Origin of the sequence: Aeromonas sp. L_1B5_3 (assembly GCF_963866575.1) — a bacterium.
GTDB lineage: Bacteria > Pseudomonadota > Gammaproteobacteria > Enterobacterales > Aeromonadaceae > Aeromonas > Aeromonas jandaei.
In genome coordinates this window covers 73,691-97,113 of the sequence record NZ_CAWMDN010000095.1, presented here as the reverse complement: position 1 = coordinate 97,113, position 23,423 = coordinate 73,691, and the positions used below count along the sequence as shown (strand labels likewise).

The following is a 23,423-nucleotide window of genomic DNA, read 5'->3' as shown; positions in this document are numbered from 1 at the left end:
GCTATTCACTATAACTGCATCTGTTATAGGTGTCATGACCCGTGGTGTACTTGTCCTGCATGAAACGTGCAAGGCAAATACAACAAAAGAGAGTGACACATGATCAATCCGGATGACGTGGTCAGCCTGTCGCGCCTGCAATTTGGCGCCACGGCCCTGTTCCACTTCCTGTTTGTCCCCCTCACCCTGGGGCTGTCCTGGATCCTGGTGATCGCCGAGTCGGCCTATGTGATGACCGGCAAGGTGATCTATCAGGACATCACCCGCTTCTGGGGCAAACTGTTTGGCATCAACTTCGTCATGGGGGTCACCACGGGGATCACCATGGAGTTCCAATTCGGCACCAACTGGGCCTATTACTCCCACTATGTGGGGGACATCTTCGGTACCCCGCTGGCCATCGAGGGGCTGATGGCCTTCTTCCTCGAATCGACCCTGGTGGGACTCTTCTTCTTTGGCTGGGACAAGCTCTCCCGCGGCAAGCACCTGCTGGTGACCATGCTGGTGGCGCTCGGCTCCAACCTCTCGGCGCTCTGGATCCTGATCGGCAACGGCTGGATGCAAAACCCGGTGGGGGCCGAGTTCAACCTGCTGACCCAGCGCATGGAGCTGGTGGATATCGCCGCCGTGCTGCTCAACCCGGTGGCGCAGGTGAAGTTTGTCCACACCGTCGCGGCGGGCTATGTGGCCGCCTCCATGTTCGTGATGGGGGTGAGCAGCTGGTATCTGCTGCGCAAGACCGAGGTGCAGTTCGCCCTGCGATCCTTCGCCATCGCCTCCGGCTTCGGGTTGGCCGCCATCCTCTCGGTTATCGTGCTCGGGGATGAGTCTGGCTATCGCACTGGCGAGGTGCAGAAGGTGAAGCTCGCCGCCATCGAGGCGGAGTGGCATACCGAGCCAGCACCTGCCTCCTTCACCCTGTTTGGCTTCCCGGATCAGGCTGCCGAGACCACCCACGCCGCCATCAAGATCCCGTATCTGATGGGGATCATCGCCACTCGCTCCCTCGATGAGGCGGTGACCGGTATCAAGGATCTCAAGGTGCAGCACGAGGCGCGTATTCGCAGTGGCATGGTGGCGTCCGGTGCCCTCGAACAGATCCGCGCCGGCAACGACACGGCCGAAAACCGGGCGCTGTTTGCTAAACACGGCAAGGATCTCGGCTACGGTCTGCTGCTCACCCCCTATGCCAGCAATATCGCCAAGGCTGGGGAGGCAGAGATTGCCAAGGCGGTGGAGGACTCCATCCCGCAGGTGGCGCCGCTCTTCTTCGGTTTCCGCCTGATGGTGGGGCTGGGCGTCGCTATGCTGGGGCTGATGGTGGTGAGCTTTGTCCAGCTCTGCCGCAACCGGCTGCAGAGCTCGCCGCGGCTGCTCAAGACCCTGCTCTGGAGCATTCCGCTGCCCTGGATCGCCATCGAGGCGGGCTGGTTTGTGGCCGAGTTCGGTCGCCAGCCCTGGACCATCAGCGACGTGCTGCCGGTGTCGGCCTCGGTCTCCCTGCTTACCCCGGGCCAGCTCTGGTTCAGTCTCATTGCCATCTGTTCCATCTACACCCTGCTGCTGGTGGTGGAGCTGTTCCTGCTGCGCCGGGTGATCCGCAAGGGGCCCGCCATTCTCCATACCGGCCGCTACAGCGGTGAACAACCCGAACTTGCGAGGATCGCCTGATGGATTACGCAACTCTGAAACTCATCTGGTGGGCGCTGCTGCTCTTCATGATGGTCGGCTTTATCGTGATGGATGGCTTCGATCTCGGCATCGCCATGCTGCTGCCGGTGGTCTCGCAGGATGACGACGACCGGCGGCTGGTGATCAACAGCGTGGGGCCGGTGTGGGAGGGCAATCAGGTGTGGCTCATCGCCGGTGCCGGCGCCCTGTTCGCCGCCTGGCCGCTGGTCTATGCCGCCGCCTTCTCGGTGCTCTATATCCCCATGGTGGTGCTGCTGCTCGGCCTCTTCCTGCGCCCGGTTGGCTTTGACTACCGCAGCAAGCTGACCGACCCGCTGTGGCGCCGCTGGTGGGATCGGGCGCTGGTGGCGGGGGGCCTGATACCGACCCTGATCCTCGGCGCCGCCATCGGTCTGGTGATGCAGGGCTTGCCGTTTCGCTTCGACACGGCGCTGCGCCTGCACTACGGCGTATTCGACTTCCACTGGGGCTGGCTGCTCTCGGTGCTGGCTACCGCCATCACCTTGCTGCTGCTGCACGGCGCCAGCTTTTTGCAAGCCAAGGTAACGGGAACGCCCGCGCTGCGCGCACGGGGCATCGCCATCCTGCTGGCCCCGCTGGTGACCTTTTTCTACCTGCTGGCCGGTTGGCATCTGGTGGATCTGCAGGGCTATCAGCTGAGCGGTCTGGCGGGTCAGCCCTTTGACGGCAATGCGGTGCTGAGCCCGCTGATGAAGGGGGTCACTCCCCATGTCGCCGGTTGGCTGCGCAACTACCACGAGCAACCGCTGCTCTGGCTGGTGCCGCTGATTGGCGCGCTGGCGCCGCTGGCGAGCGGCATTGCCGCCTGGCTGGAGCGCGGACGGCTGGCACTGGTGGCAAGCGCCGTGGCCTGCATCGCCATGCTCGGCTCGGTGGCCATCTCGCTCTTCCCCTTCGTGCTCCCTTCAACCCTTGATGCCGCGAGCAGCCTGACCCTGTGGGATGGCACCTCCAGCTACAAGACCCTGGCCATCATGTTCGGCATCGTGCTGGTGCTGATGCCGGTCAACCTCGGCTACACCGGCTGGGTCTATCGGGTGGTGCGCGGCAAGCTCGACCGTGCCCGCATCAAGCGCGACGGCCATCAACTCTACTGACCATAAGGAGGACGCCATGTGGTACTTCACCTGGATACTGGGGCTCGGCTTTGCCCTGTTGCTGGGGCTGTGCAATCTGCTCTGGCTGGAAGCGCGCTGGGAAGCGGCTGACCGCGACCAGAGCTGATCTGCGGGGTTGACCCGCATGCCCGGTTGGGCTGCCAGTGGCGCAGCCCGATCACCCACCCTGCCACTTCACTGACAGTCACGGACTGTCACTCAACCGACAGGTAATCAATATGAAACAGACATTGAAAGCGGTGGCGCTGGCCATCGGCTGCGCCCTTGCCGCCGCGCCGGCGGGTGCCGCCAGCCAGGGCGTACAACTGACGCCACTGGACAAGAACTTCACCCTGCAGGTGCTCGGCAGTGGCGGCCCCATCTCCGACGATCAACGCGCCTCCTCCAGCGAGGTGATCTGGTGGAAGGGGAAATCCCGCATCCTGATCGATGCCGGTGGCGGCGTCTACCTGCGCTTTGGTCAGGCGGGGGCCAAGCTCGAAGAGGTCGATTTTATCGGCATCACCCACTTTCACACCGACCATGTGACTGACCTGCCCGCCCTGCTCAAGGGGGCCTACTTCTTCGAGCGCAGCGATCCGCTGGATCTGGCGGGGCCCGAGGCGGGTTCGGCCTTCCCCAGCATGAGCGGCTACTTTGACGCCCTCTTCAACAAGGAGAAGGGGGCTTATGCCTACCTGAGCGGCTTCAAGGATGGCACCGATGGTCTCTTCCCCATCACCCTGATTGATGTCCCCTATCGGGGGCCAAAACCCCACACCGTCTATCAGCAGGATGGCTTGACCATCACCGCGCTCGGCATCCCCCACGGTGACGTGCCCTGTCTTGCCTACCGGATCCAGAGCGCCGAAGGGAGCATCGTTATCTCGGCGGATCAGAACGGTTCCAACCCCGCCTTCCTCGATTTTGCTCGCGGCGCCGACATTCTGGTGATGCCGCTTGCCATCCACGAGGGGGCCGACCCGGTTTCGGCTTCGCTTCATGCCAAACCATCTGTGGTAGCCAAAATTGCCACCGAGGTGAACCCCAAGCTGCTGGTGCTCAACCACTGGATGGGGGTCGGCCTCAATCACAAGAAAGAGGCGATCGACATCGTCAAGTCACAGTTCCGCGGTCAGGTTATTGCCGCCCGGGATCTCTCCAGCTACCCCGTTTCATCCGTCAAGGAGTCCGCTCATGAGTAACTCAAGCAGCAACAAAACCACCGGCAAACTGACCCTCTCCATCGCCATGACCAGCCTGATTGCCCTGACCCCGGGACTGGCGCTGGCGGCCACCCCGAGCGATGCGCCGGTCAAGGCCGCCCCCAGCGAACAGCACGGCGGCAAGTGTGCGGCGGGCAAGTGCGGCACCGAGAAGCGCTTTGAAAAGCAGGCCCTCGACAGCGATCCGCAAGGCCGGCTGGTGCGCGCCCGCGATGGCAAGTGCGGCGTGGCGGGCGAGGGGATTGATGACGACAGATCCGGTTCCAGCAACGGCAGCAAGATGACGGAGGGGGTATGCGGCCAATAAGCTCCCGCAGTCGGGGGATCGGGCTGCGGCAGGAGCATCTGGATGCGCTCTGCTCCGGCCCTATGTGCGCGCGCGGGTAATTTGATCACTGAAAGCTAGTGAAATGATCACTGCAAAGTGTGATCAATTCACTAGCAAAAAGGGGGTCATTACGGCATGAGGCTGGGGCCATTATCAACGCGAACTTGCATACCAGGGGCCACGTCTCGAACCCTAACCGTAGGAGGGCGATCATAGTGGACGGTAACATCAAGCGATGATCTTGATTGTGCCGGGTTGTTACCGCCACCAGAAAGTCCATGAGCTTCCTTTTGCAGCTCAGCTGCCAGCATGGCGTAAGGGTTCGTTGGAAGGCCAGAAGAGGCAGCGCTAAACCCAGATGCCATCATTGCATAAGCATCAGAGTTACTGAGCATCTTGGGCTGTGGCAGCGTAGCGTGAAGAGCCTGAGCAGTATCAGATTCAGCCTTCAGAGACTTTGCGGCTTCAGAGTCACTTGCTGCATAAAGGAGCGCAAGAGGAAGCTCTGGTGCGAGCATAGCAGCCGAAAAAAGTTTCTTGGGGCTAATTGATGGCTTATTAGGCTTTGGAAGTCCAATTGGCTTGGGGTTCTTTCCTTTCGGAAGGTCCATAGCCGGAGGAAGCCCTAGAGGCCCACCTGGCATGTTGACAACATAGACCGGCATGGCACCGCCATATAAGGTACTGGCCAGAGATTCAGCCATGCCATCCAACTCACCAATACCACCCCTGCGCCTTCCTCCTTTCCTGCCAGATATCTTGCCAGCGGCCCAAGAACCGGCAGTATATACTCCCTTGCCAACTGCAATAGCCCCTTTGGCCAATGGGGCAGCCATGCGGATACCCTTGTTGATGACGTAGATTGAAGCAAGGATCTTGGCAAGGTGCTCATAACCGCCAACCGCATCACTGATCGCCTTGGCACCACGCCCGATACCATCCAAGACGGGCAGCAGCTCACGGCCAACGTTCTTGACCTCTTTTGCTGCATCAGAAACCGCATGGAAGCTATCAACCAGATTGCCGCCGACCTCCTCAACCAGCTTGTCGTACTCACCGGTTTTTTTCATTTCATCCAGTTGGGAAAGCAGGCCACCCAGCTCGGACTTGAGGACGGAAAAGGCTCCGCTATCCATCACATCGCTCTTGAACAACGTCCAGTGATCACCCATGTTGGAGATCATGCCATTCCAGGTGTTCATCTGATCTCTGGCTGCACCCTTGGATGCCTTGCCCATCTGGTCAATAAGTGCCTGAATCGCTTTTCTGGTCAACTGGCCCTTGCTGGCCATATCTTGGATCTGCTGGGCGCTATAACCAAACCCGTTGTTCTGACCGAGTTCCTTGCTGGCCTTCACCAGGTAATCCCAGACAGGCACACCACGCTCAAGCAGCTGAAGGGCCTCTTCACCTTGCAACTTGCCCTTTGTCCATGCCTGGCCGAACGCCAGCGTGATCCCGTCAACTGTCTCAGCGGTGCCGCCCATCATGGCCGCTTGATCCGCGATCGCCTGCATCGTTCCATTCATCGGGTCGAGGCCAAATGCTTTCAGTTTGACGAAAGCACTGGTCACCTCATCCACGGCATATGGCGTATCCTGAGTGAACTGCTTGATCCACTCCATCGCCTTGGCGCCACCTTCTGGGCCACCCTGCAATTTGTTGAGCATGATCTGATAGCGCTCGAACTCAGCAGCTGTATCAACAAATGCTTTTTTGAAACCATAGGCAACAGCTGCACCGGCAATAATTGCGCGATTACCAAGCGAATCAATACCGGTGCTGGCTGCCATGGCTGTTTGGTTGAGCATTGCCATTGCACGCTGATTGCTTGTGGCAAATTGGCTCATTGATTGACCGTACAGTTTTGCTTTTTGGGCAAGGTTGCCAGCAAGGTCAATCGTAATTTCAGTTCGTAGCTGTTTAGCCATATATCCCCCAATTAAAAAGGCCAGCCGAGCGGCTGGCCTTTTTCACTCCATTACAGGTCTTGAGAGACCAGCAATTCAACCTCGTTGTAATGGGTATTATCCTCCCCATTATCCAAGGTCTTGCGCTTGAGCAGCTTCTCAGCAGCAGCCCGCAAGCTCACATCAACGACCATCAAGGTCGGGCGAATTTTCAGAGAGCTGCCATTGCTGTCTTTTTGCTTCATCATCAAGGCCACAGCAGCCTCAAAGTTTGCTTCATCCAAAGCGGCTTTACTTGCAACAGCCATTTGCCAGAAGGAATAACCAGCATTACCACGGGCGCGAGTACCGAAATAATACTTGTCCTTCATAAACACTTCGGAGTTGCTGTCTTCTGTCATTGCAGTAAAGACAGGAGCAATACGCTCTTGCCAAATAAGCGGCTTGAGCGGGCGGCTGGTATCCAGCAAGAACCAGGGCGCACCGGTAGCAGCCGGATCACCGACGATATTTGAAGCGGTAGAGGCCGGAGTGGTTTCCAGAGGATGATCTACATCAAAGAACGGTTGACCGTCATAGCACAGCTCGGTGAAACCATTCTTGAGCAGGTTGAATACATGTTCGTCAGGGTAAACCGCTGCGTCATAACCCATCTGCTCAAAGATGATCCCATAACGGCCATAGTCGTTATCTTCATAGTCAACGCGAGGAACACCGATAGAGGCTTCAAACAGCTTATTGGTGATCGTGTACTTGTGCTTCGCCAGCTCTTTCAACTGACGATCACCGATCCACTCCTTGAGGCGCGGGAAGTCACCCAGCCAACCATAACCGGTTGCACCGGCAGAGGATGGCAATACGGTTGCCACCTGCTGATAAGTGGGTTTGGCAGTCCCTACACCGGCATTAAAGCGAGCGGCAAAGGCGGTACTTGATTCAGTTACTACGGCATTGATATCAATCGGGGCAGGCATATTACTGATCCTTCTTCACGTTCAAGAATTGTTCTTCGCTCACGCCAACAGCGCGGCACACTGCGATTTGTGACTCGCTCAAGCGTGATTTACCATGGAGCGAGCCGAGCTTTATGGGCTTTCCAAGTGCGTCAAACGCACCATTCATGTCGGCGAACGCCTTGAAGGCATCCACCCCTTGAGCCCGGCAGGTAGCGATCAAGAAATCGCGTTGGGCTGGGCAGAAGCGGGCATCAGCAATCGCCTGATCAACCGCCTCCTCTGCTTGCCGGTTCAACGCCACATCTTCACGGCGATTCAGCGCGGCCATTACATCGCCTGGCGTCTTGACTTGCACACCAAGCGCAACAGACACCTCCTCCCACCCCTTGCCGCCCTGCTCACGACTGTTGAGAGCGGTCATGACCAGGTTTGGCTTATTGGTCAGGGCTACACTCGACAGGCTCAGGATCTCCATGCTGGCGTTATAGGCGAACGCCGGAGACAAGAAACGGTACTCGCGACTGTTGATCGCCTTGGCCGCTCGTTCCGTCCAACTGACCTTTGCCCACAACTCACCATCACGCAGTTCCAGATCTTCGATCCAGCCTGCTGCCGGAGCCTCTTCACCTTCCGGCGCTTTGAGCTCTTGGCCGTGTTCGTAATCGATCACAAGCGGCAATCCCATGTTCTTGAACATGTCGATCAGCTTCGCCGGATCCTTCATATTCCACTTGCGGCCATCGAGGCCTTTGATCTCTGGCCCACTGGGCATGATCTGCACCCATTCAGGTGCTGCCTGAGGCATTTCACTGCACAACGCTACAAAGGGCATGCTTAGCCACCTACAACCATGTTTAAAACCAATTTAAATCGCATCAGGTTGCATTAATGATGCACAACCGATACGCACCCATGCGCAACCTCGTCCAACGCCATAGAGGCCGCTACAACGCTCCACCAGTCCGCCGCCGTCATCGAACACACATCGTCCCAGGTGAAAGGGCCAGCCCGGTCACCAATAAAGGCGATGGACGCAACGGCGATCTCACGCAGATAGAAGAACGATTCCAGCGCTTTGGCGTGGTGGATACCAAGCGGCTTGATCTGACCAGCTCGGATCATCTGTCTCACGTTCTTGGAAACGTGTTGTTCAAGCTCCTCTTTCTGATCGGCTGTCAGCGGTCGCATAGTCAGCCGCTCGTAAAGCTCACCAGCGATGATCACGCCTGAATTAATATCCACATCAAGCACGGTTCACCCCCAAACGCTCAATACAATCTCTTGCAAGGCGGTTTTGCGTTCTCTGGCTTTCTAAAATATTTTGAATTTGACGAGCGCTCATTCCATATTTAACAGAAAGCATCTTTTGGTTTTTTCCATCAAACTCTTTGTAAATAGAGAACATGATAAGGCTTTTCTTTAAATACTCAGCATTTGGAAGGTATATTTGAGAACCGCCAATCGTTTCACATATAGCAATAAAAATTGACGCCCTTAGCTTCTCGTCAAAGCAATTTTGTTGCTCCAAGCCATTCTTAATGCTTTCATATAAAATAGTTAATGTCTCATTCCTCATAACTGCGCATGACTTTAAAAAAACATCAAACATCGATTTATCTGAAAGCAACTCAGCATAATCAATTCTCATGACCAACCCTTTTAATTGACTGCATTCTGCGCATAACACTCCTCACAGAAATCCCATATTTATAGGTAATGGCAACATAACTCATACCATTTTCCCTGTGGTGAGCAATGAGATTGCTAACAAGCGGAGAAACAAAGTAACGAACATTTGGGAGGTAAAAACCTTTATTCACCAATGAAAAGCTGATTTTTTTATCAGAAACCTCAAGAAATGAATTAACAATGCTTTCATGAACGCAAATTGAAGCTTGCTCATTTAAAACATCCACCAGATGAAGCATCAAGCCGATCTCAAAAGACCATGATGGAATTACGAAATCACTCTCACCATCTTCATCTATGACACTCATATTTGAATCACCACATGTAAAACCGATACACGAATTTTGTCACTACCTTCAAAATGGTGATACTGACGCTTTTCGCGCCAAAGCAGCAGGCATAAAAAAATCCCCCAGTCGTGAAACTGGGGGATCTTCCCTGCCCTTACCCGATGGCCCAATCACCGGAGAGGAGTCAACACATTAACCTTTTGCGGCACTGCTTTCAATATCAATCACAAATCTACTCATGGCGGTTCTTGATACTTTCATATCATCTCCAAGGCCGCGCTTCTCAATCTCTTCATTGATGTAGTTCATCATTTCAACCTGAGTATATTCACCGCTGCAAATCATATAGGCAAAGGTGGCCCGAATATCGGGCGGCCACTTCATATACTTTTGCACCGTGCGCCGTGGCTTGCTCACCATGGTGAATGGGGTGCTTTGCTGCTGGTGCGCCCGCAGCAACTCCAGCACCTGCTTAACCCCGATCTCATTCACCAGCACCGCCATTTCGTGGCTCTCTTCCGCAGTCAAACGCTTACTCCTCATCGCTTGGCACCTCCACGAACTCACCCACGATCACATCATCCAGGGTAGCCACATGCAGGCTTTCGGCCTTAACAAGGCGCTTGGCAGATCCCGCGCTACTCGCGATCACAGTCAGCGCCAGAGAGGCATCACTCAAGAACCACTCACCAGTAATGAGACCAGCATCGCAGCTATCAAGCATAGACTCAAGGGCCGCAAGGTTGCCCTTCATGCTCTCGATCTTCTTGCGCAGGGCCTTGCTGGCGCTGCTGACAAGAACCGGAGAAGGACGGGAGTTGGCGATCGCAGCGGAGCGGCGCACCGAAACGGCGGGAGTGTGGCGGGCCATCATGCTGCACCTCCCTCAGTCTTGCTCAAGGAGTTGCCAGCACGGATCAGGCCCTCGGCCAAGTCGAGCGCACGGCTCAGATCATCGCGCACGAAATCACCGTTGCTGGCGACAAGGCCATTCAGAAATGAAAGGAGAAATTGACCACATTCAGCCATCTCGGCAGAAGTTGAGAACAACTTCCAATTAGAATGAAAATTAATAGCTGTGAGCATATCCGCAGCGTCAACACTACTAATTATACTAGATGGTACTGGCAATGCCCTTTGAGCTCTAAAAGGCAGGAGATCAGCGCGATACAGCCTCATTCCAACAATTCTTTTTTGACCAGAACTTTCCTTGATAAGACTTGGCCTTTCCTCTCCAAGCTCATTCAAAAAAACGCGTAACGCCTCTCTACTCCTCGGCAATGAAGGAAGCTTAAGTTCAATTATTTCTGATAATGTTAGCCATAAACCTGATGCAAAAGGCGCTTGCTTAAGATCAAATCTATTTTTCAAATCGGTAGCTATTTCATCCGGAAGAAGCTCAACCCTGTACTCCAATGTTCTTCCAGCGCCACCGTGTTTTACACGGACAAGATCGCCACCAAGGTCGATGCCAGAGCTAGAATAAACTTGTGATGCAGACTCAAGATACAGCTTTAACCCGCTTTCAGATTTCGGGATGCCAGTAAAATTGAAACCAATTATTTCTTTGACAGTCAACCAGAGATGGTCAACAGAACGGAGTTCAGATGATGAACCGGCCATGACGGGCCTCCTTGGATAGTAGGACTATCACCGACAGGAGGGTAGTAATCTCGCTGGCGGTGAGCTGAACAGGGTTACTACCACCGCTCCAAGGATACGGCCCAGCTTGCGCCAGCCCCATCCAGCCCACCATAACAAGGCTAGATTTTCGCACAAAAAAACACGCTGGACGCGTGTTGTGCGTCTTGGATTATACGGGGGTAGTAGTCCCGACTCCAGTGTTTTTCTGGAGCATTTAAAGGCTATCCCGAGCTGATTCCCCTGTCAACAACAATGATCAAAACACTAGGATTTGATGAGCAAAAAACAAACAAGTAGACAGCCTATTTAGAAACAGCAGCAGATTTCAAGTTTCCAAATGCATTTCCAAAAAAAACCACGTAAACAACTGAATAATAAAGAAAACAACCGCTTATCTGCTTTGGGAAACCCGGTTTCCAAAAGTGATTTTTTTATGGAAACATAACTTAATTCAATTGAGCCCCGTACAAAGAGAACAAAGCAATCTATCGCCGTTCCTTTTCACATAACCAATCAAGAGCGAACGCAACCAATATAAGGCATTGATTTTAAAACAAATTCCATCAAAAGGAACAGGTATTGCAGGAAAAGGAACTGAGTTCCTTTTCCTGGTCGCCGCAAGCGAACAGAAAACGGGTCATCTCGGTGTGATAAAAATTCGCACAAGGCCCATCATGCGAATTTTTCCAGCTATAGGCAACAAAAGAATTAACTCATTTATATTCAATGACTTATAAGTAAAAATCCCTTGTTTTGCTGATTAATCCCTTGCGCATTTTTCTGCGCAGTCAATAATGCCACAAGCCTAGGCCACAGGCCGCCTTGCAGGCGTTCGCTGGGGGTCTTTCAAGGCCAGATAGCATCCGGCGTGGAGGCGGATTTGCAAGTGGCGTTTAAAGCCTGTTTAAAGGCCAATTTAAAAAATAGATAGTGATCAATACTCCAGTAATTTTCAGGCCTTTTTAGGAGCAGTGATCATTTCCGTGATTGCCAATATACGCTCCGCCTCGCTCGCCAAAATCTCACCCATCCCACACCGTCAATCGCCAGCAAACCCGCGCCAATCCTCAAAACACGATTCCACTTATGCCGCAGGAATTCCACTTATTACCGGGGTCTATGGTGGATCCTTAAGAATGATCAATCTACTAGGGCCTATACACCCTATCCGCCCCGGCATCGATTTTCTCGAGCTGGCGCCGGAGAACTGGATGGCCATCGGCGGCGCCAGGCGCGAGCAGCTGCATCAGCTGGCCGAGCGTTACCCGCTGGTGGCCCACGGCCTCAGCCTCTCCCTCGGCGATTGTCAGCCCCTCAACCGCACCCTGCTCAGCCAGATCCGCACCTTTCTGGATGAGTTCGGCATCGGGATCTACAGCGAGCACCTGAGCTTTTCCCGCGACCAGCAGGGTTATCTCTACGAGCTCTTACCGGTGCCGCGCCAGTGGGAGAACATCCCCTATCTGGCCGAGCGGATCGAGCAGGTGCAGGAGGCGCTGGCCCGCCCGCTGGTGCTGGAAAATATCTCCTACTACCACGGCTATGACCACGAGATGCCGGAGGAGGATTTTCTCGCCGAGCTGGTGGCGCGCAGCGGCTGCGAGCTGCTGCTCGATATCAACAACGTCTTTGTGAACAGCTGCAACCACGGTTACTGCCCCAAGCGGATGATCGCCGGGCTGCCGGGCAGTGCGATCAGCTATTTCCATATCGCCGGCCATCTGGAAGAGGCGGACGGCACCTTGCTGGATACCCATGGTCGTCCGGTATGTGAGGAGGTGGTGGCGCTGGCCCGTTATACGGTGCAGACCCACGGCCTGCGCCCCCTGCTGCTGGAGCGGGATCACCATCTGCCGCCGCTGGCCGAGCTGGAGGCCGAGCTGGCGCGGGTGCATGGCGCCTGTTGCGAGGCGCTCAACAGTCAGGTGCGGGAGGTGCGCTATGGATAGACGGTTATCACTGATCACATCGCCCAAAACGGCCCCGCAGCGGATGCAGCAGCAGACCGCCTGGCTGGCGAGCCGGGTGCGGTTGCCGCAGGATGGCATCGCCAGCCACTATGCCCGCAGCGTGCGCGCCAATGTGGAGTCGGTGCTGGAGAGCGCTTTTCCGCTCACTCACGCTCACTGGGCGCCGGTGGACAGAGGGCAGCTGGTGGAGGGCTTTGTTATCGCGCACGGCGCCGAGGCCCCCGAGTTTCACCATATCGCCACCGAGTTTGTCCGCTATGTGCAGCATCGCCACGGCGAGGGCTCCCTCAACTGGCCCAGGCAGCGGCTGGCGCTGCTGGAGTATGAGTGGGCCTGCCTCTGTGTCGAGATTGATGAAGGGGTGGTGCCGCAAGTTATATCGGGGGTTGAGGTGACGGCGGAGAGTCCGCTTGTGCTCAATCCCACCCTGCAACTGCTTGAGCTCCCCTTTGCTATTCGTCGCAGCGGGGTGGTGCCGACCCGGCAGGGTAACCACTTCTATGGCCTGTTTCGCAGCCCGGATCATCAGGTAGTGACCCAGCGGCTGCGCGAATGGGACGTGGCGCTGATCCAGCTGCTGCAACAGCAGCCGGGGATCACCCAAGCCACATTCAAGCAACAGGTGCAACAGGTTCGCAGCGACTTTGATCTTATCGACTGGGCGCGCCATTTTCACCGGCTGGGTCTGCTTACCCTGCCCGTCGGTGAGCGCCAGCCCAGCACTCCCTTGCCCTCATTTAGCAAACACCAAGGAGAATTCCCATGAACAACACCCTGATCCAGTGGTACGAGCGTGCGGTAGTCCAGTGCAAGCGGCTCGATTTTCTGGCCCTGCTGGCCATTCGTCTCTATCTCATTCCGGTCATCTATGTGGGGGCCCACTCCAAGGTGATGGGCTTTGCCGGCACCGTCGCCTGGTTTGGTGCGCCGGTCTCGGAAGGGGGACTCAACCTGCCGTTCCCGACCCTGCTCGCCTTTCTGGCGGCGGGCACCGAGGTGCTGGGCTGCATCTGCATCGCCCTTGGCCTCTTTACCCGCATCATGGCTATTCCCACCATCTTTCTAATGAGCGTGGCGAGTGCCATGGTGCACTGGAAGCACGGTTGGGATGCCATCGCTACCGGCAGCATGGAGGCTACCTTGCGCCTCAACGGCTTTATCGAGTGGCTGGCCGCCAACTTCCCCGGTCGCTACAACTACATCACCGAGCTTGGGGATCCCGTGATGCTCAACAACGGGATGGAGTTTGCCGCCACCTACTTTGTGATGCTGCTGGTGCTGCTGGTTTACGGCGGGGGCCGTTACGTCAGCCTCGACTACTGGCTCAAGCGTGCCGTGACCGGCAAAGCAGGCGTGTAACAGGCGGCATAAGGCTTGCCCACGGATAACAAAAACCATAACGACAGAGCGTGAAAAACAGCGAGCGGCCGGGGGCCGCTCGCTGTTTTTGTGCTGTGTGGGGGGGAGTGTCAGCTGCGTCAGCCGTTACTGGTAGCGGCCAACCGCGATGGGGGACTCCTGCTCAATCTGGCCAAGGCGCTCGGCCCACTGGGCGAGCCAGGCTTCCCGCTCTTCTTGCGAGACCCGCACCGGGGCATAGCAGATATGGGGGCGCAGCACGTCAAAGCCGACAAATTGCAGGATCCCGCGCTGGATGGGGCGCAGCACCCCGTCGATATCGCCGTTGAAGCCGTCGGGCAGATAGGTCTCGGCAGGGCCGCCGGTGGTCAGGCTCAGCAACGCCCGCTTGCCGCGAAACTTGCCGCTCTCGTAGATATGGCCCTGACCATAAACCCGCCCCATGGCAAATACCCGATCCACCCACCCCTTGAGAATGGCGGGCAGGCCAAACCACCAGAGCGGGAACTGGAAGATCAGCAGGTCGGCCGCCTCCAGCTTTTGCATCTCCTGCTCCAGCTGCGGGGCAAAGCTGCCCTGCTCGGTGGCAGCCAGCTCTTCAAGCTGCAGCTTGAGAAAATCGTGATCGCTGGCGGCGGTGAAGTTGCGCCGATCCGAGACGGGATCAAAGCCCATGGCATAGAGATCGCTGGTCATCACTGTGTGGCCCGCCTGCTCCAGCGCCCTGATGGCGTGGCAGAAGAGGGCACCGTTGAAACTTTTGGGTTCGGGATGGGCATAGACGATAAGCACCTTCATAACAGACTCCGTGGCAAATGATGCGAGGGTGACAGGCTTGGTTGCTGAAACAGTTGCTGAAATGGTTGCCGGGTTAACGCTGTGTCACAGCATAGAAGCCTGCCGCGCCGATTGCAGCAGGCGCCACGCTCTTGCGTGACGCCTGCTGGCGCAGCTTATGCCTGACAGGCGGCGAGCCGGACGGCTTCGCGGCGCTCGCTGACATGGGTTAGCCCGTAGGCCAGCAGCACGATAAGGGCGCCGATCCAGGGGGTGTGCATCAGGCCGAGGTGCTCTACCACCAAGCCACCGACGACGGAGCCCAGCGCGATGCCAACGTTGAAGGCCGCGATATTGAGGCCCGATGCCACATCCACCGCCTTGGGAGTGTGCAGTTCGGCCTGCTTCACCACCAGTACTTGCAGACCCGGCACGTTACCGAAGGCAAAGGCGCCCCACACCAGCACGGTGAGCACGGCCAGCACCGGATGGGGGGCGGTGAAGGTGAGGGCCAGCAGCACCAGCGCCAGACCGGCAAACAGCAGTTTCAGTGCGGGCAATGGACCTATCTTGTCGGCCAGCTTGCCACCCCAGATATTGCCGACGGCAACCGATACCCCGTACACCAGCAGGATCAGGCTCACCGCACCGGCGCTAAAGCCGCTCACCTGTTGCAGGATCGGGGCGAGGAAGGTAAAGGCCGTGAAGGCGCCGCCGTAACCGAGGGCGGTTTTGGCGTAGACCAGCAGCAGCGGCTTGTTGGTCAGTACCGAGAGTTGCTCGCGGATGGTCGAGGCCGCCCCCTTGGGCAGGTTGTTCGGGATCAGCAGCAGGCTGCCCACCATGGCGACGAGGCCGAGCAGGCTTACAATCAGAAAGGTTTCACGCCAGCCAAAGACCTGACCAATCCAGGTGCCGAGCGGTACGCCGGTCACCAGCGCTACGGTAAGGCCGCTGAACATGATGGCAATGGCGCTCGCCGCCTTCTCTTTGGCGACCAGGCCGGTGGCAATGGTGCTGCCCACCGAGAAGAAGACCCCGTGCGCCAATCCGGTGAGGATGCGGGCGACGATCAGGCTCTCGTAACCCGGTGCCTGCCAGGCCAGCAAGTTGCCGGCGGTAAAGAGTGCCATCAGTCCCACCAGCAGCCACTTGCGCGGCACCTTGCCGGTGAGCGCCGTGAGCACAGGGGCGCCGATGGCTACGCCAAGGGCATAGAGGCTGACCAACAGGCCCGCCGAGGGGAGCGAGACATTGAGCTGCTCGGCGATGGTGGGGATAAGCCCCACAATCACAAATTCGGTGGTGCCGATCGCAAAGGCACTCAGGGTAAGGGCAAATAACGCCAGTGGCATAACAACTCCTTGGTTTGGGACTCCCGATGGGAGAATGGCGCCAGTATGCCTAGGCGGTTTGTTGGCAAAAATGATGGTGACAGCAAATTACTTTTGCCAAATCAGCAGCAATGGCGATGAGTAGGAGGGGAATGGGAGAGACAAAAGTGGCCGCAAAGAGGGGGGAAGAGAGTGGAGTGCGAAGTGACTGGAGAGCAGAGATAAAGCGTGCTGAGCGAGTAGGGCACAAATAGGGAATGGTGGAGGAGCAATGGAAGGCGACAGGGTTGGCTGAACCTGCTGTGTGTGCGGGAGTGAGCAACGAGTGAGATTAAAGGGCAAAAAAACGGGAGGCATGATGCCTCCCGCTGGTGCTGAAGAATGTCGTTGAGCGTGATTTGCTCCCTTCTCCCCTTGCGGGAGAAGGGTTGGGGATGAGGGGGAGGTCGCTTGCCCTCGCCCTGACCCTCTCCCGTAGGGAGAGGGGATAGCTAGTGGTTGCAATAGGTTTGTGAGGGTTGCCGGTACCCGCCGTCGAAGCGAGAGAGCCTATGTATCTTTTCCTGTTTAATCCCAATCCGGCGCAAAGTCCGGGTTGGCGCAGCGCTCGCCCCGCTCCAGCGTGGCGATGGCAGCCATCTCCTCGGCTGTGAGTTTAACCTTGAGGGCTGCAAGGTTAGCGGCGAGATTCTCCCGCTTGGTGGAGCTCGGGATCACCGTCATCTCCTGCGCCAGCAGCCAGGCCAGCGACACCTGCGCCGCCGATACCCCGTGGCGCTGGCCAATCTCAATCAGCAGCGGCTCGGTGAGCACCTTGCCATAGGCGAGCGGCATATAGGCGGTGATGGCGATACCGTGAGCTTTGCAGAACTCGACCACCTTGCGGTTTTGCAGCAGGGGGTGGATCTCCACCTGCTGGTGAGCGATGGCGCTCGGTCCCAAAATTTCGATGGCCTGTTTGAGTTGGGCCACGGTGAAGTTGGAGACTCCGATCTCGCGGGTCAGGCCTTGTGCTTTGGCCTCGGCCAGCTGCTCCAGATAGACCGCCATCGGCACCTCATCCTTGGGGGAGGGCCAGTGGATCAGCGCCAGATCCAGATAGTCGGTGCCCAGTTTTTCAAGACTTACCTCAAGGCTCGGGATCACCTTGCCCGGGCCAAATTCGCTGGTCCACACCTTGGTGGTCAGATAGATATCCTGGCGGGGCACGCCGCTCTCGCTCATCAGCTGGCCCACTTCGGCTTCGTTGGCGTAGATCTGGGCGGTGTCGATATGGCGGTAGCCAAGTTCCAGCCCCAGCAACAGAGAGTCGCGCAGGGGTTGGCCGGTCAGGCGAAAGGTTCCAAGACCCAGGTTGGGCATCTTCATCATGCTACTCCTCGAACGGGTTGCAAAGGGCGCTCAGTGGCGCGGCAAATCAGGCGTCCAGCGGCTGATAGCGGCGAATGGTGCTGCCAGCAAACCAGGGCTCGGCCTTGGCGACAAATTCGGTAAAGTGGGGCTGGCCCTGATGGGCGGTGAGGGCCGCTTCGCTCTCCCACACCTCGTAGAGCATCCAGCTATTTGGATTGTCCAGATCCTGATGTAGCTGGTAGCGCTGGCAGCCAGCCTCCTGCAAGGTGGCCGCAATCAGCGGCTCAAGGGCGGCACGAAACTGGGCGGCGAATTCGGGTCTGGCTTCAAGCTGGGCAATCACAATCACGGGTGATGACATCTGAACCTCCTTGGCAAAAACGAAGGGTCAGTATGCCTGCAGTGACTTGCTGGAAACAGGGCGCTGGTCGCAAAACAGTATTGAGGGGAGTGCAGCAATGGGAACCGATAAATGACACCGACAAAGTCGGTGTCAAGTGATAACTAGATCTGTACAGGAATCGCCAAGATACAGCACTATTTTTCAGTTGTTTAGCTTGATATCTGATGCTGTCTCTCAAAAACAGAAGCATGGTGCTGATCTATCTTTTCATTGACATAGTTGTCGGTGGCCTTCACCAAGTCTTTTATAAATCTGATTACTTTTTCAAGTTCGTCACGTTTAATCAAATGAGCTGATGGAATTCCTGAGTTTATAGGTTTTGAGCGATGGGCAGCATCCCCACGCTTCTTAATCCATTGATTCAATGTTGATCTGGCTTTATCTGGCTCGTAATTTGACCACCGCCATCCTTCAGTGACATCAAACCCTAAATAGTCTTGAAAAATTCGTTTTGTTTTATCGGAGCTAGGGTTGTGGAATGTTTTCAAATCTGTATGAAGTTTTTTTAATATAAAATCACCAAGATAGCTACCTTGAACAATCGCAAGCTTTTTATGCATTTCTTCGACAACACGATCTTCTACATAGGTTTCCCATGCAGTGAGTGCCATTACAAGTCCTGCTCGTTTTAGTACTTCGCTGTTTGGTGGAGGTGGGTTTGCATTTACACTATCAAAATGGGCTAATAACTCTTCAGCATCCTTTATTGCGTATTCAAATCCTTGAATGGCTTTTGACATAATCCCTTCCAGATAAAACGGTATTTAAATATTTATGGTTGGTATTCAATGTATGGATATGAAAAACATATATACAAGAGCAGCATCATGCTAATAACAGAAATTAGCATTGAATGCCGATGATACTTCATTTTTTCCAAAAAATTGCATCGGCAAGATCACAAAACAAGTTATTAATTAGTATCTCTAGATATTTGTAAGAGATCACGGCTGATTATGGATATTGTTGGGGCGCATCGTGTGGATGCTTCTCCCACTAACCCATCACGCACAGGCCGGTTCAGCCCAGACTGCAAACTCATTGCCGCTGGGCTCGACTAAGTGGAAACGGCGGCCACCGGGGAAGTCGAATAGTGGGCGACTGATCGTGCCACCGTGTTGGCTCACCTTGGCTTGAGTCGCTTCAATATCGACGCTGTAGAAGACTAGCAGAGCGCCGCCCTGAGCTGTCAGGTTGCACTGATCTGCCCGATAGAAGCCGCCATCCAGCCCCTCATTGGCAAAGGCGCAGTAGTCGGGGCCATAATCGACAAACTGCCAGTCAAATACGGCCTGAAAGAAGGCCTTGGTCGCGGCGAGATCCCTAGCCGCAAACTCCACATAGTTCAATTTTTCATGGGCTTTCATTCAGTTCGTCTCCCTCATCATCAGTATCGCTGGGCTCAGCAAGTTGTTCCCACGGGGTCAGTTTAAGCTGCTTGCGCCGTAGCCAGAGCCATGATGCCATGGTCAGGCCGCAGAATCCCGCAAACAGGGCTGTTTGGCGCAGGGCAAATAGCAGATCCATTGCCATGGGTTGCCAGCTAAAAAACCACATCATCGTGCCCCATACCAGACCAACGCCGACCCCGAATACCAGAAAGTTGGTTAGCCAACCTTCATACTGAGGCGGTTTGACGGGATAACCAAATCTGCGCAGCAGCCTGCACAAAGGGGGATTGTAGTTGGACTGCCATACTCCTTTACTTGCCAGTTCCTGATGGGCAGCCGTCAGCCGCTCTTCAAATGTCATCGTGTTCTTCCTTGTGTCAATTCGGCTTCATACGAACCAATATGGTCCCATTCTACCGGCAAACACCGAGCAGAGTTTGAGCTGGCCATCACGTTATCTCTTTGCCGTGACGGTGAAGCCATATCAGGCAACGCTTGCCAATACAGAGCGGCTACGCCTATAAAGTCCCATTACTCTTGTCCGGATAACAGCAATGAAGACCCATTCTGATGAACTGACCCTGTTTGTGGCGGTGGTGGAGGCGGGCAGTTTTCGCCAGGCGGCGGAGAACCTCGGTATGGACAACTCGGTGGTGAGCCGCGGCATCAAAAGGCTGGAAGAGAAGCTCTCAACCGTGCTGCTCAATCGCACCACGAGGCGGGTCAGTCTGACCGAGGAGGGGAGCTGGTTCTATCAGCGGGCGGTGAAGATCCTGACCGAGATGAGCGAGGCGGAGGGGCTGCTGCTGATGCGCCGCGAACAGCCGGAGGGGATATTGCGGGTCGATGCGGCCACGCCTTTTATCCTCCATCGGCTGGTGCCCATTATCGGTGAGTTTCGTCGTCGTTATCCGGCCATCGAGCTGCAACTGCACAGCTCGGAGGGCTTTATCAATCTGATGGAGCGGCGGGTAGACATGGCCATCCGTATCGGCGAGCTGAGCGACTCCTCTTTGCGCGCGCTGCCCCTTGGCCGCTCTCGGCTGCGGCTGCTGGCCTCTCCCGCCTATCTGAGTGAGCGTGGTACGCCGCGCCAGCCGGCAGATCTGCTAAACGGCCACGAGCTGCTCGGCTTTTTGCATCCCGATCACCTCAACCACTGGCCGCTGCTCAGTGCCGAGCAGGGGGATCGCTTTCCCATCACTCCCAGCCTGCGTGCCAGCAGTGGGGAAACCTTGCGTCAGCTGGCGTTGGCGGGGCAGGGGATCGTCTGTCTGTCGGACTTTATGACCGGGCCGGATCGGGCGAGCGGGGCGCTGGTGGAGGTGCTGGCGCGCAGCAACAGCGGCGCCTCGCGTCCTATCAATGCCGTCTTTTACTCCGATGCCCAGCGCGATATCCGGCTGCGGGTCTGGCTCGATTTTCTCAAAGAGCAGCTGGGCAGCCATACCCTCTAGCCGATGAATGGCATTTATGGCCGGATAGAGAAACGGCCGACATAGGGTCGGCCGTTTTGCGGGAAGGCGGGTGTGCCGGTTTAGCGCGGCAGCTTGCCAAAGACCCGGCTAAGCAGGGCGCCGCCGATGACGGGGGGAACGGCCAGCAGCAGGGTCCACTGCCATGAGAGCCCGCCCAGGGTAGCGGCCAGAACGATGGTGGTCAGGACCACCAGTTGGGCGACCATCATCAGAAAGGTGCCTTCGCGGGGGGTCAGTGCATTCTCTTCTTGGGCGGTGCGGGTGCTGGTCGGTTTCATGATCTCATTCCTCTTATTGAGCCTGATATCACTAAGCAACCGCCGTTCCATCTTTTTTAATGTTAATAATCAATAGGTTGTGTTTTTTATCGTTATTCCTGTTATGAGAGCGCCAGCAAAATGATTCGCAAAATGAAAACGCCACCTTGCGGTGGCGTTTTCATTTGGATGAGAGGCTGGCAGGTCAACGAATGCGGTATTGACGGATCTGCTCGTCGATCGCTTTTGCCAGCTCGAACAGCTCGCGACTGGCGGCATTGCTCTCCTCTGCATGCTCGCGCTGATGCTCAGCCACCATGGCCAGTTCGTCGAGGGCGGCCTTGGCCTGCCCCATCTGCTGATGCTGGGATTGGGCCAACGCACTTATCTCGTTGATCTCGAGTGCCGCCTGATTGATCTGGCTGGTGGCATCGATCAGTACCTCCTTGGCCTGACTCATCCGGTTGTATCCCTCTTCGCTCAAGGTGCGCGAGTCGGTCATCGAGTTGCTGGCCTGGCGGGTACCCTCCTGCAGGCGCAGGATCAGATCCTGTACATCCTTGGTTGCGGTCTGGGTGCGCACTGCCAGCTGGCGCACCTCGTCGGCCACCACGGCAAAACCGCGTCCCATGTCGCCCGCTCGGGCCGCTTCGATGGCGGCGTTGAGGGCCAGCAGGTTGGTCTGGTTCGAGACGTCGCGAATGAGGTTCATGATCTGGGTAATGTCGTTGCTGTCTTTCACCACTTCATCGAGCAGGGTTGAGGAGGTGCCGATGCTGCTGCGCAGCGTCTCAAGCCGGTTGGCACTCTGGGTGACATCCTGCTCGATGGTGCGCATATGGCCGGCGATATGGTGGGTTACATCGTTGACGCCCATGGAGCGGCTGGCTATCTGTTCGGCATTATCCCCGATGAGAGCGACCACGTTGGTCAGCTCCTGAATGCTCTGTGCCTGCTGGCACGCTTCACCCGCCAGCGCTTGCGCCTGATGCAGTGACTGGGAGGATTGGGCCGACAGGGCACTGCCCGATTGCTGGAAGCGGTAGAAGCTCTGGTTCAGGCTCTGGATCAGCCGGTTGAAGCTCTGGGCCATCAACCCGAGCTCCGACTCGTCCGAGAAGTCGAGGCGGGTTGCCAGATCCCGGTCAGCAGTGATGTGGTGCATGCCATCGGCGGCTTGGCGAATGGGGCGGCTGATGGAGTGGGCGAGCCAGGCCGACGCCAGCATCGCCAGGGTGCCGATGGCGAGCGAGACCATGATGATGAGCTGACGGGATTCATGCAGTCCCTCCTCCAGTTCAGCACCATTGATCTCGCCGATCAGCACGCGGTTGAGTGCCGGTATGTAACGCACCGCGATAAGGTAGGTTTCACCATTCTGCGTAAGGGATTGGACGGCAACCTGTTCATGGGCGTTGGGAATGAGCTGTTTGACGGTGTCTAGAAACGCAGCCTGATGGTGGGCTGCATCCCCCTGCTCCTGATCAGGATGGATTTCGATGGAGCCGTTCATATCGGCCAGATAGACCTGACCGCTCTTGCCGATCCGGTAGCTGCTGATGAGCTTGCGCAGTGAATCCATATTGATGGAGGTGCCCGCCACTGCCAGCGTCTTGCCTTCGGACGTGACAGCCGTATTGATATAGAGCGAGGCGCGCTTGTCAAAGTCCGAGATATCGAGGTTCAGCTCGTAGGGGTGATTGCGTTTGAGAAAGCCGTAGAACCAGTCATCTTTCAGGTCTGACTCGTGCAGCTGTTTCTGGGCGGTGGGGCCGCCGCTGAAGTTGATCAGGGTATTGGTCTGGAGCGGCGCGATAAAGACATTGCCGCCAATGCGCTGCTGCAGTGCCTGAAAGTAGTGCTCCATCTTGGGCCACTCTGCTGCCGGCATGCCCTGAGCCAGCCAGTCGATGACGAAGCTGTTGCTGGCCAGTGCCTGTGCTTCGGTCAAGTGGTGGGTCAGCTCGGCAGTGAGCTGGTTGGCGATACGATCCACGCTGCTTGGCAGCTCATAGCGCTCGACCCGCTGCTGCGCTTGAGTGTGGGAGATCTGTTCCAGGATCATGGTGATACAACTGATGGCGATGACCATCAGTATGGCGACACCGGAGAGGATCCGGGTTCTGATCCCGAGTCCTGACCAGAGGAAGTTAAGTGAAAATCGGTTTATCGCTCTGTCCATAATCCCTAGCTCCTGTAAAAAACAGGTCGCAGATGCGACCCAGAAGCAAATTATAGATAAACAACT

27 protein-coding genes are annotated in these 23,423 nt (G+C 56.4%); 9 read left to right on the top strand and 18 right to left on the bottom strand.

Features of this window, described 5'->3' with window-relative positions; translation table 11 throughout:
- Positions 1-99 precede the first annotated feature (99 nt).
- The 5 genes from AACR93_RS06090 (at position 100) to AACR93_RS06070 (ending at position 4,343) form a co-directional block, all read left to right on the top strand.
- Complete coding sequence (locus tag AACR93_RS06090) at positions 100-1,671, top strand: cytochrome ubiquinol oxidase subunit I (protein WP_043849478.1); 1,572 nt, start codon at positions 100-102, stop codon at positions 1,669-1,671.
- A complete protein-coding gene (gene cydB, locus AACR93_RS06085; RefSeq protein WP_043849477.1) occupies positions 1,671-2,810 on the top strand; it encodes a cytochrome d ubiquinol oxidase subunit II in 1,140 nt (379 codons plus the stop codon). The genes AACR93_RS06090 and cydB overlap by 1 nt, the downstream gene beginning before the upstream one ends.
- Before the next feature lie 16 nt (positions 2,811-2,826).
- The gene (gene cydX, locus AACR93_RS06080; RefSeq protein ID WP_043849476.1) at positions 2,827-2,937 is read left to right on the top strand and encodes a cytochrome bd-I oxidase subunit CydX; all 111 of its coding nucleotides are present in this window, start codon (positions 2,827-2,829) and stop codon (positions 2,935-2,937) included.
- Between the two features lie 112 nt (positions 2,938-3,049).
- On the top strand, positions 3,050-4,015 hold the full coding sequence (locus AACR93_RS06075; protein WP_043849475.1) for an MBL fold metallo-hydrolase: 966 nt from the start codon (positions 3,050-3,052) through the stop codon (positions 4,013-4,015).
- Positions 4,008-4,343 carry a hypothetical protein gene (locus AACR93_RS06070; protein ID WP_043849474.1) on the top strand — a complete coding sequence of 112 codons (336 nt, stop codon included), beginning with the start codon at positions 4,008-4,010 and terminating at the stop codon, positions 4,341-4,343. The genes AACR93_RS06075 and AACR93_RS06070 overlap by 8 nt, the downstream gene beginning before the upstream one ends.
- Positions 4,344-4,492: 149 nt before the next feature.
- On the opposite strand, the gene AACR93_RS06065 is transcribed toward AACR93_RS06070, so the two are convergent.
- The 9 genes from AACR93_RS06065 to AACR93_RS06025 all read right to left on the bottom strand — a co-directional run bounded on the left by AACR93_RS06065 (position 4,493) and on the right by AACR93_RS06025 (position 10,832).
- Positions 4,493-6,295, bottom strand: coding sequence for a tape measure protein (locus tag AACR93_RS06065; RefSeq protein WP_156152845.1), 1,803 nt, complete (start codon positions 6,293-6,295; stop codon positions 4,493-4,495).
- A gap of 50 nt (positions 6,296-6,345) precedes the next feature.
- Positions 6,346-7,248, bottom strand: a complete 903-nt coding sequence (locus AACR93_RS06060) for a Mu-like prophage major head subunit gpT family protein (RefSeq protein ID WP_043849473.1) — start codon at positions 7,246-7,248, stop codon at positions 6,346-6,348.
- 1 nt (position 7,249) lies between these two features.
- The gene (locus AACR93_RS06055; protein WP_043849472.1) at positions 7,250-8,062 is read right to left on the bottom strand and encodes a phage protease; all 813 of its coding nucleotides are present in this window, start codon (positions 8,060-8,062) and stop codon (positions 7,250-7,252) included.
- A gap of 53 nt (positions 8,063-8,115) precedes the next feature.
- On the bottom strand, positions 8,116-8,481 hold the full coding sequence (locus AACR93_RS06050) for a hypothetical protein (protein WP_043849471.1): 366 nt from the start codon (positions 8,479-8,481) through the stop codon (positions 8,116-8,118).
- On the bottom strand, positions 8,474-8,878 hold the full coding sequence (locus tag AACR93_RS06045; RefSeq protein WP_052497038.1) for a Mor transcription activator family protein: 405 nt from the start codon (positions 8,876-8,878) through the stop codon (positions 8,474-8,476). Before AACR93_RS06045 ends, AACR93_RS06050 begins: the two co-directional genes overlap by 8 nt.
- Entirely contained in the window at positions 8,868-9,227 is a 360-nt protein-coding gene (locus AACR93_RS06040; protein ID WP_156152844.1) for a hypothetical protein, read from the bottom strand. The genes AACR93_RS06045 and AACR93_RS06040 overlap by 11 nt, the downstream gene beginning before the upstream one ends.
- 174 nt (positions 9,228-9,401) lie before the next feature.
- Positions 9,402-9,737 carry a DUF3486 family protein gene (locus AACR93_RS06035; RefSeq protein WP_043849470.1) on the bottom strand — a complete coding sequence of 112 codons (336 nt, stop codon included), beginning with the start codon at positions 9,735-9,737 and terminating at the stop codon, positions 9,402-9,404.
- A gap of 4 nt (positions 9,738-9,741) precedes the next feature.
- Positions 9,742-10,083 carry a hypothetical protein gene (locus AACR93_RS06030; protein ID WP_043849469.1) on the bottom strand — a complete coding sequence of 114 codons (342 nt, stop codon included), beginning with the start codon at positions 10,081-10,083 and terminating at the stop codon, positions 9,742-9,744.
- On the bottom strand, positions 10,080-10,832 hold the full coding sequence (locus tag AACR93_RS06025) for a hypothetical protein (RefSeq protein ID WP_043849468.1): 753 nt from the start codon (positions 10,830-10,832) through the stop codon (positions 10,080-10,082). The genes AACR93_RS06030 and AACR93_RS06025 overlap by 4 nt, the downstream gene beginning before the upstream one ends.
- Positions 10,833-11,989: 1,157 nt before the next feature.
- Here AACR93_RS06025 and AACR93_RS06020 point away from each other — a divergent pair.
- From AACR93_RS06020 to AACR93_RS06010, 3 genes are read left to right on the top strand one after another with little or no spacing between them, the layout of a single operon-like run.
- Positions 11,990-12,802 (top strand): DUF692 domain-containing protein, encoded by an 813-nt coding sequence (locus AACR93_RS06020; protein ID WP_043849467.1) that lies wholly within the window; start codon positions 11,990-11,992, stop codon positions 12,800-12,802.
- Positions 12,795-13,589 (top strand): HvfC/BufC family peptide modification chaperone, encoded by a 795-nt coding sequence (locus AACR93_RS06015; protein WP_043849466.1) that lies wholly within the window; start codon positions 12,795-12,797, stop codon positions 13,587-13,589. Before AACR93_RS06020 ends, AACR93_RS06015 begins: the two co-directional genes overlap by 8 nt.
- On the top strand, positions 13,586-14,182 hold the full coding sequence (locus AACR93_RS06010; RefSeq protein WP_043849465.1) for an HvfX family Cu-binding RiPP maturation protein: 597 nt from the start codon (positions 13,586-13,588) through the stop codon (positions 14,180-14,182). Before AACR93_RS06015 ends, AACR93_RS06010 begins: the two co-directional genes overlap by 4 nt.
- Before the next feature lie 126 nt (positions 14,183-14,308).
- On the opposite strand, the gene AACR93_RS06005 is transcribed toward AACR93_RS06010, so the two are convergent.
- The 7 genes from AACR93_RS06005 to AACR93_RS05975 all read right to left on the bottom strand — a co-directional run bounded on the left by AACR93_RS06005 (position 14,309) and on the right by AACR93_RS05975 (position 19,801).
- Positions 14,309-14,980 carry an NAD(P)H-dependent oxidoreductase gene (locus tag AACR93_RS06005; protein WP_043849464.1) on the bottom strand — a complete coding sequence of 224 codons (672 nt, stop codon included), beginning with the start codon at positions 14,978-14,980 and terminating at the stop codon, positions 14,309-14,311.
- Positions 14,981-15,135: 155 nt separating this feature from the next.
- Entirely contained in the window at positions 15,136-16,314 is a 1,179-nt protein-coding gene (locus AACR93_RS06000; protein WP_043849463.1) for an MFS transporter, read from the bottom strand.
- Positions 16,315-16,860: 546 nt separating this feature from the next.
- Complete coding sequence (dkgB, locus tag AACR93_RS05995) at positions 16,861-17,664, bottom strand: 2,5-didehydrogluconate reductase DkgB (protein WP_043849462.1); 804 nt, start codon at positions 17,662-17,664, stop codon at positions 16,861-16,863.
- Between the two features lie 46 nt (positions 17,665-17,710).
- Entirely contained in the window at positions 17,711-18,007 is a 297-nt protein-coding gene (locus AACR93_RS05990) for a putative quinol monooxygenase (protein ID WP_043849461.1), read from the bottom strand.
- Between the two features lie 191 nt (positions 18,008-18,198).
- On the bottom strand, positions 18,199-18,789 hold the full coding sequence (locus AACR93_RS05985; RefSeq protein WP_082044030.1) for a HEPN domain-containing protein: 591 nt from the start codon (positions 18,787-18,789) through the stop codon (positions 18,199-18,201).
- Between the two features lie 264 nt (positions 18,790-19,053).
- The gene (locus tag AACR93_RS05980) at positions 19,054-19,416 is read right to left on the bottom strand and encodes a VOC family protein (RefSeq protein WP_043849460.1); all 363 of its coding nucleotides are present in this window, start codon (positions 19,414-19,416) and stop codon (positions 19,054-19,056) included.
- Positions 19,403-19,801 (bottom strand): DUF6404 family protein, encoded by a 399-nt coding sequence (locus tag AACR93_RS05975; protein WP_043849459.1) that lies wholly within the window; start codon positions 19,799-19,801, stop codon positions 19,403-19,405. Before AACR93_RS05975 ends, AACR93_RS05980 begins: the two co-directional genes overlap by 14 nt.
- 193 nt (positions 19,802-19,994) lie before the next feature.
- Here AACR93_RS05975 and AACR93_RS05970 point away from each other — a divergent pair, with 193 nt between their 5' ends.
- A complete protein-coding gene (locus tag AACR93_RS05970) occupies positions 19,995-20,897 on the top strand; it encodes a LysR substrate-binding domain-containing protein (RefSeq protein WP_043849458.1) in 903 nt (300 codons plus the stop codon).
- Between the two features lie 80 nt (positions 20,898-20,977).
- On the opposite strand, the gene AACR93_RS05965 is transcribed toward AACR93_RS05970, so the two are convergent.
- A complete protein-coding gene (locus AACR93_RS05965) occupies positions 20,978-21,196 on the bottom strand; it encodes a hypothetical protein (RefSeq protein WP_043849457.1) in 219 nt (72 codons plus the stop codon).
- A 184-nt stretch (positions 21,197-21,380) separates the two neighbouring features.
- Positions 21,381-23,357: a methyl-accepting chemotaxis protein gene (locus tag AACR93_RS05960; RefSeq protein ID WP_043849456.1), complete on the bottom strand. Its 1,977-nt coding sequence runs from the start codon at positions 23,355-23,357 to the stop codon at positions 21,381-21,383.
- Between the last annotated feature and the right edge of the window lie 66 nt (positions 23,358-23,423).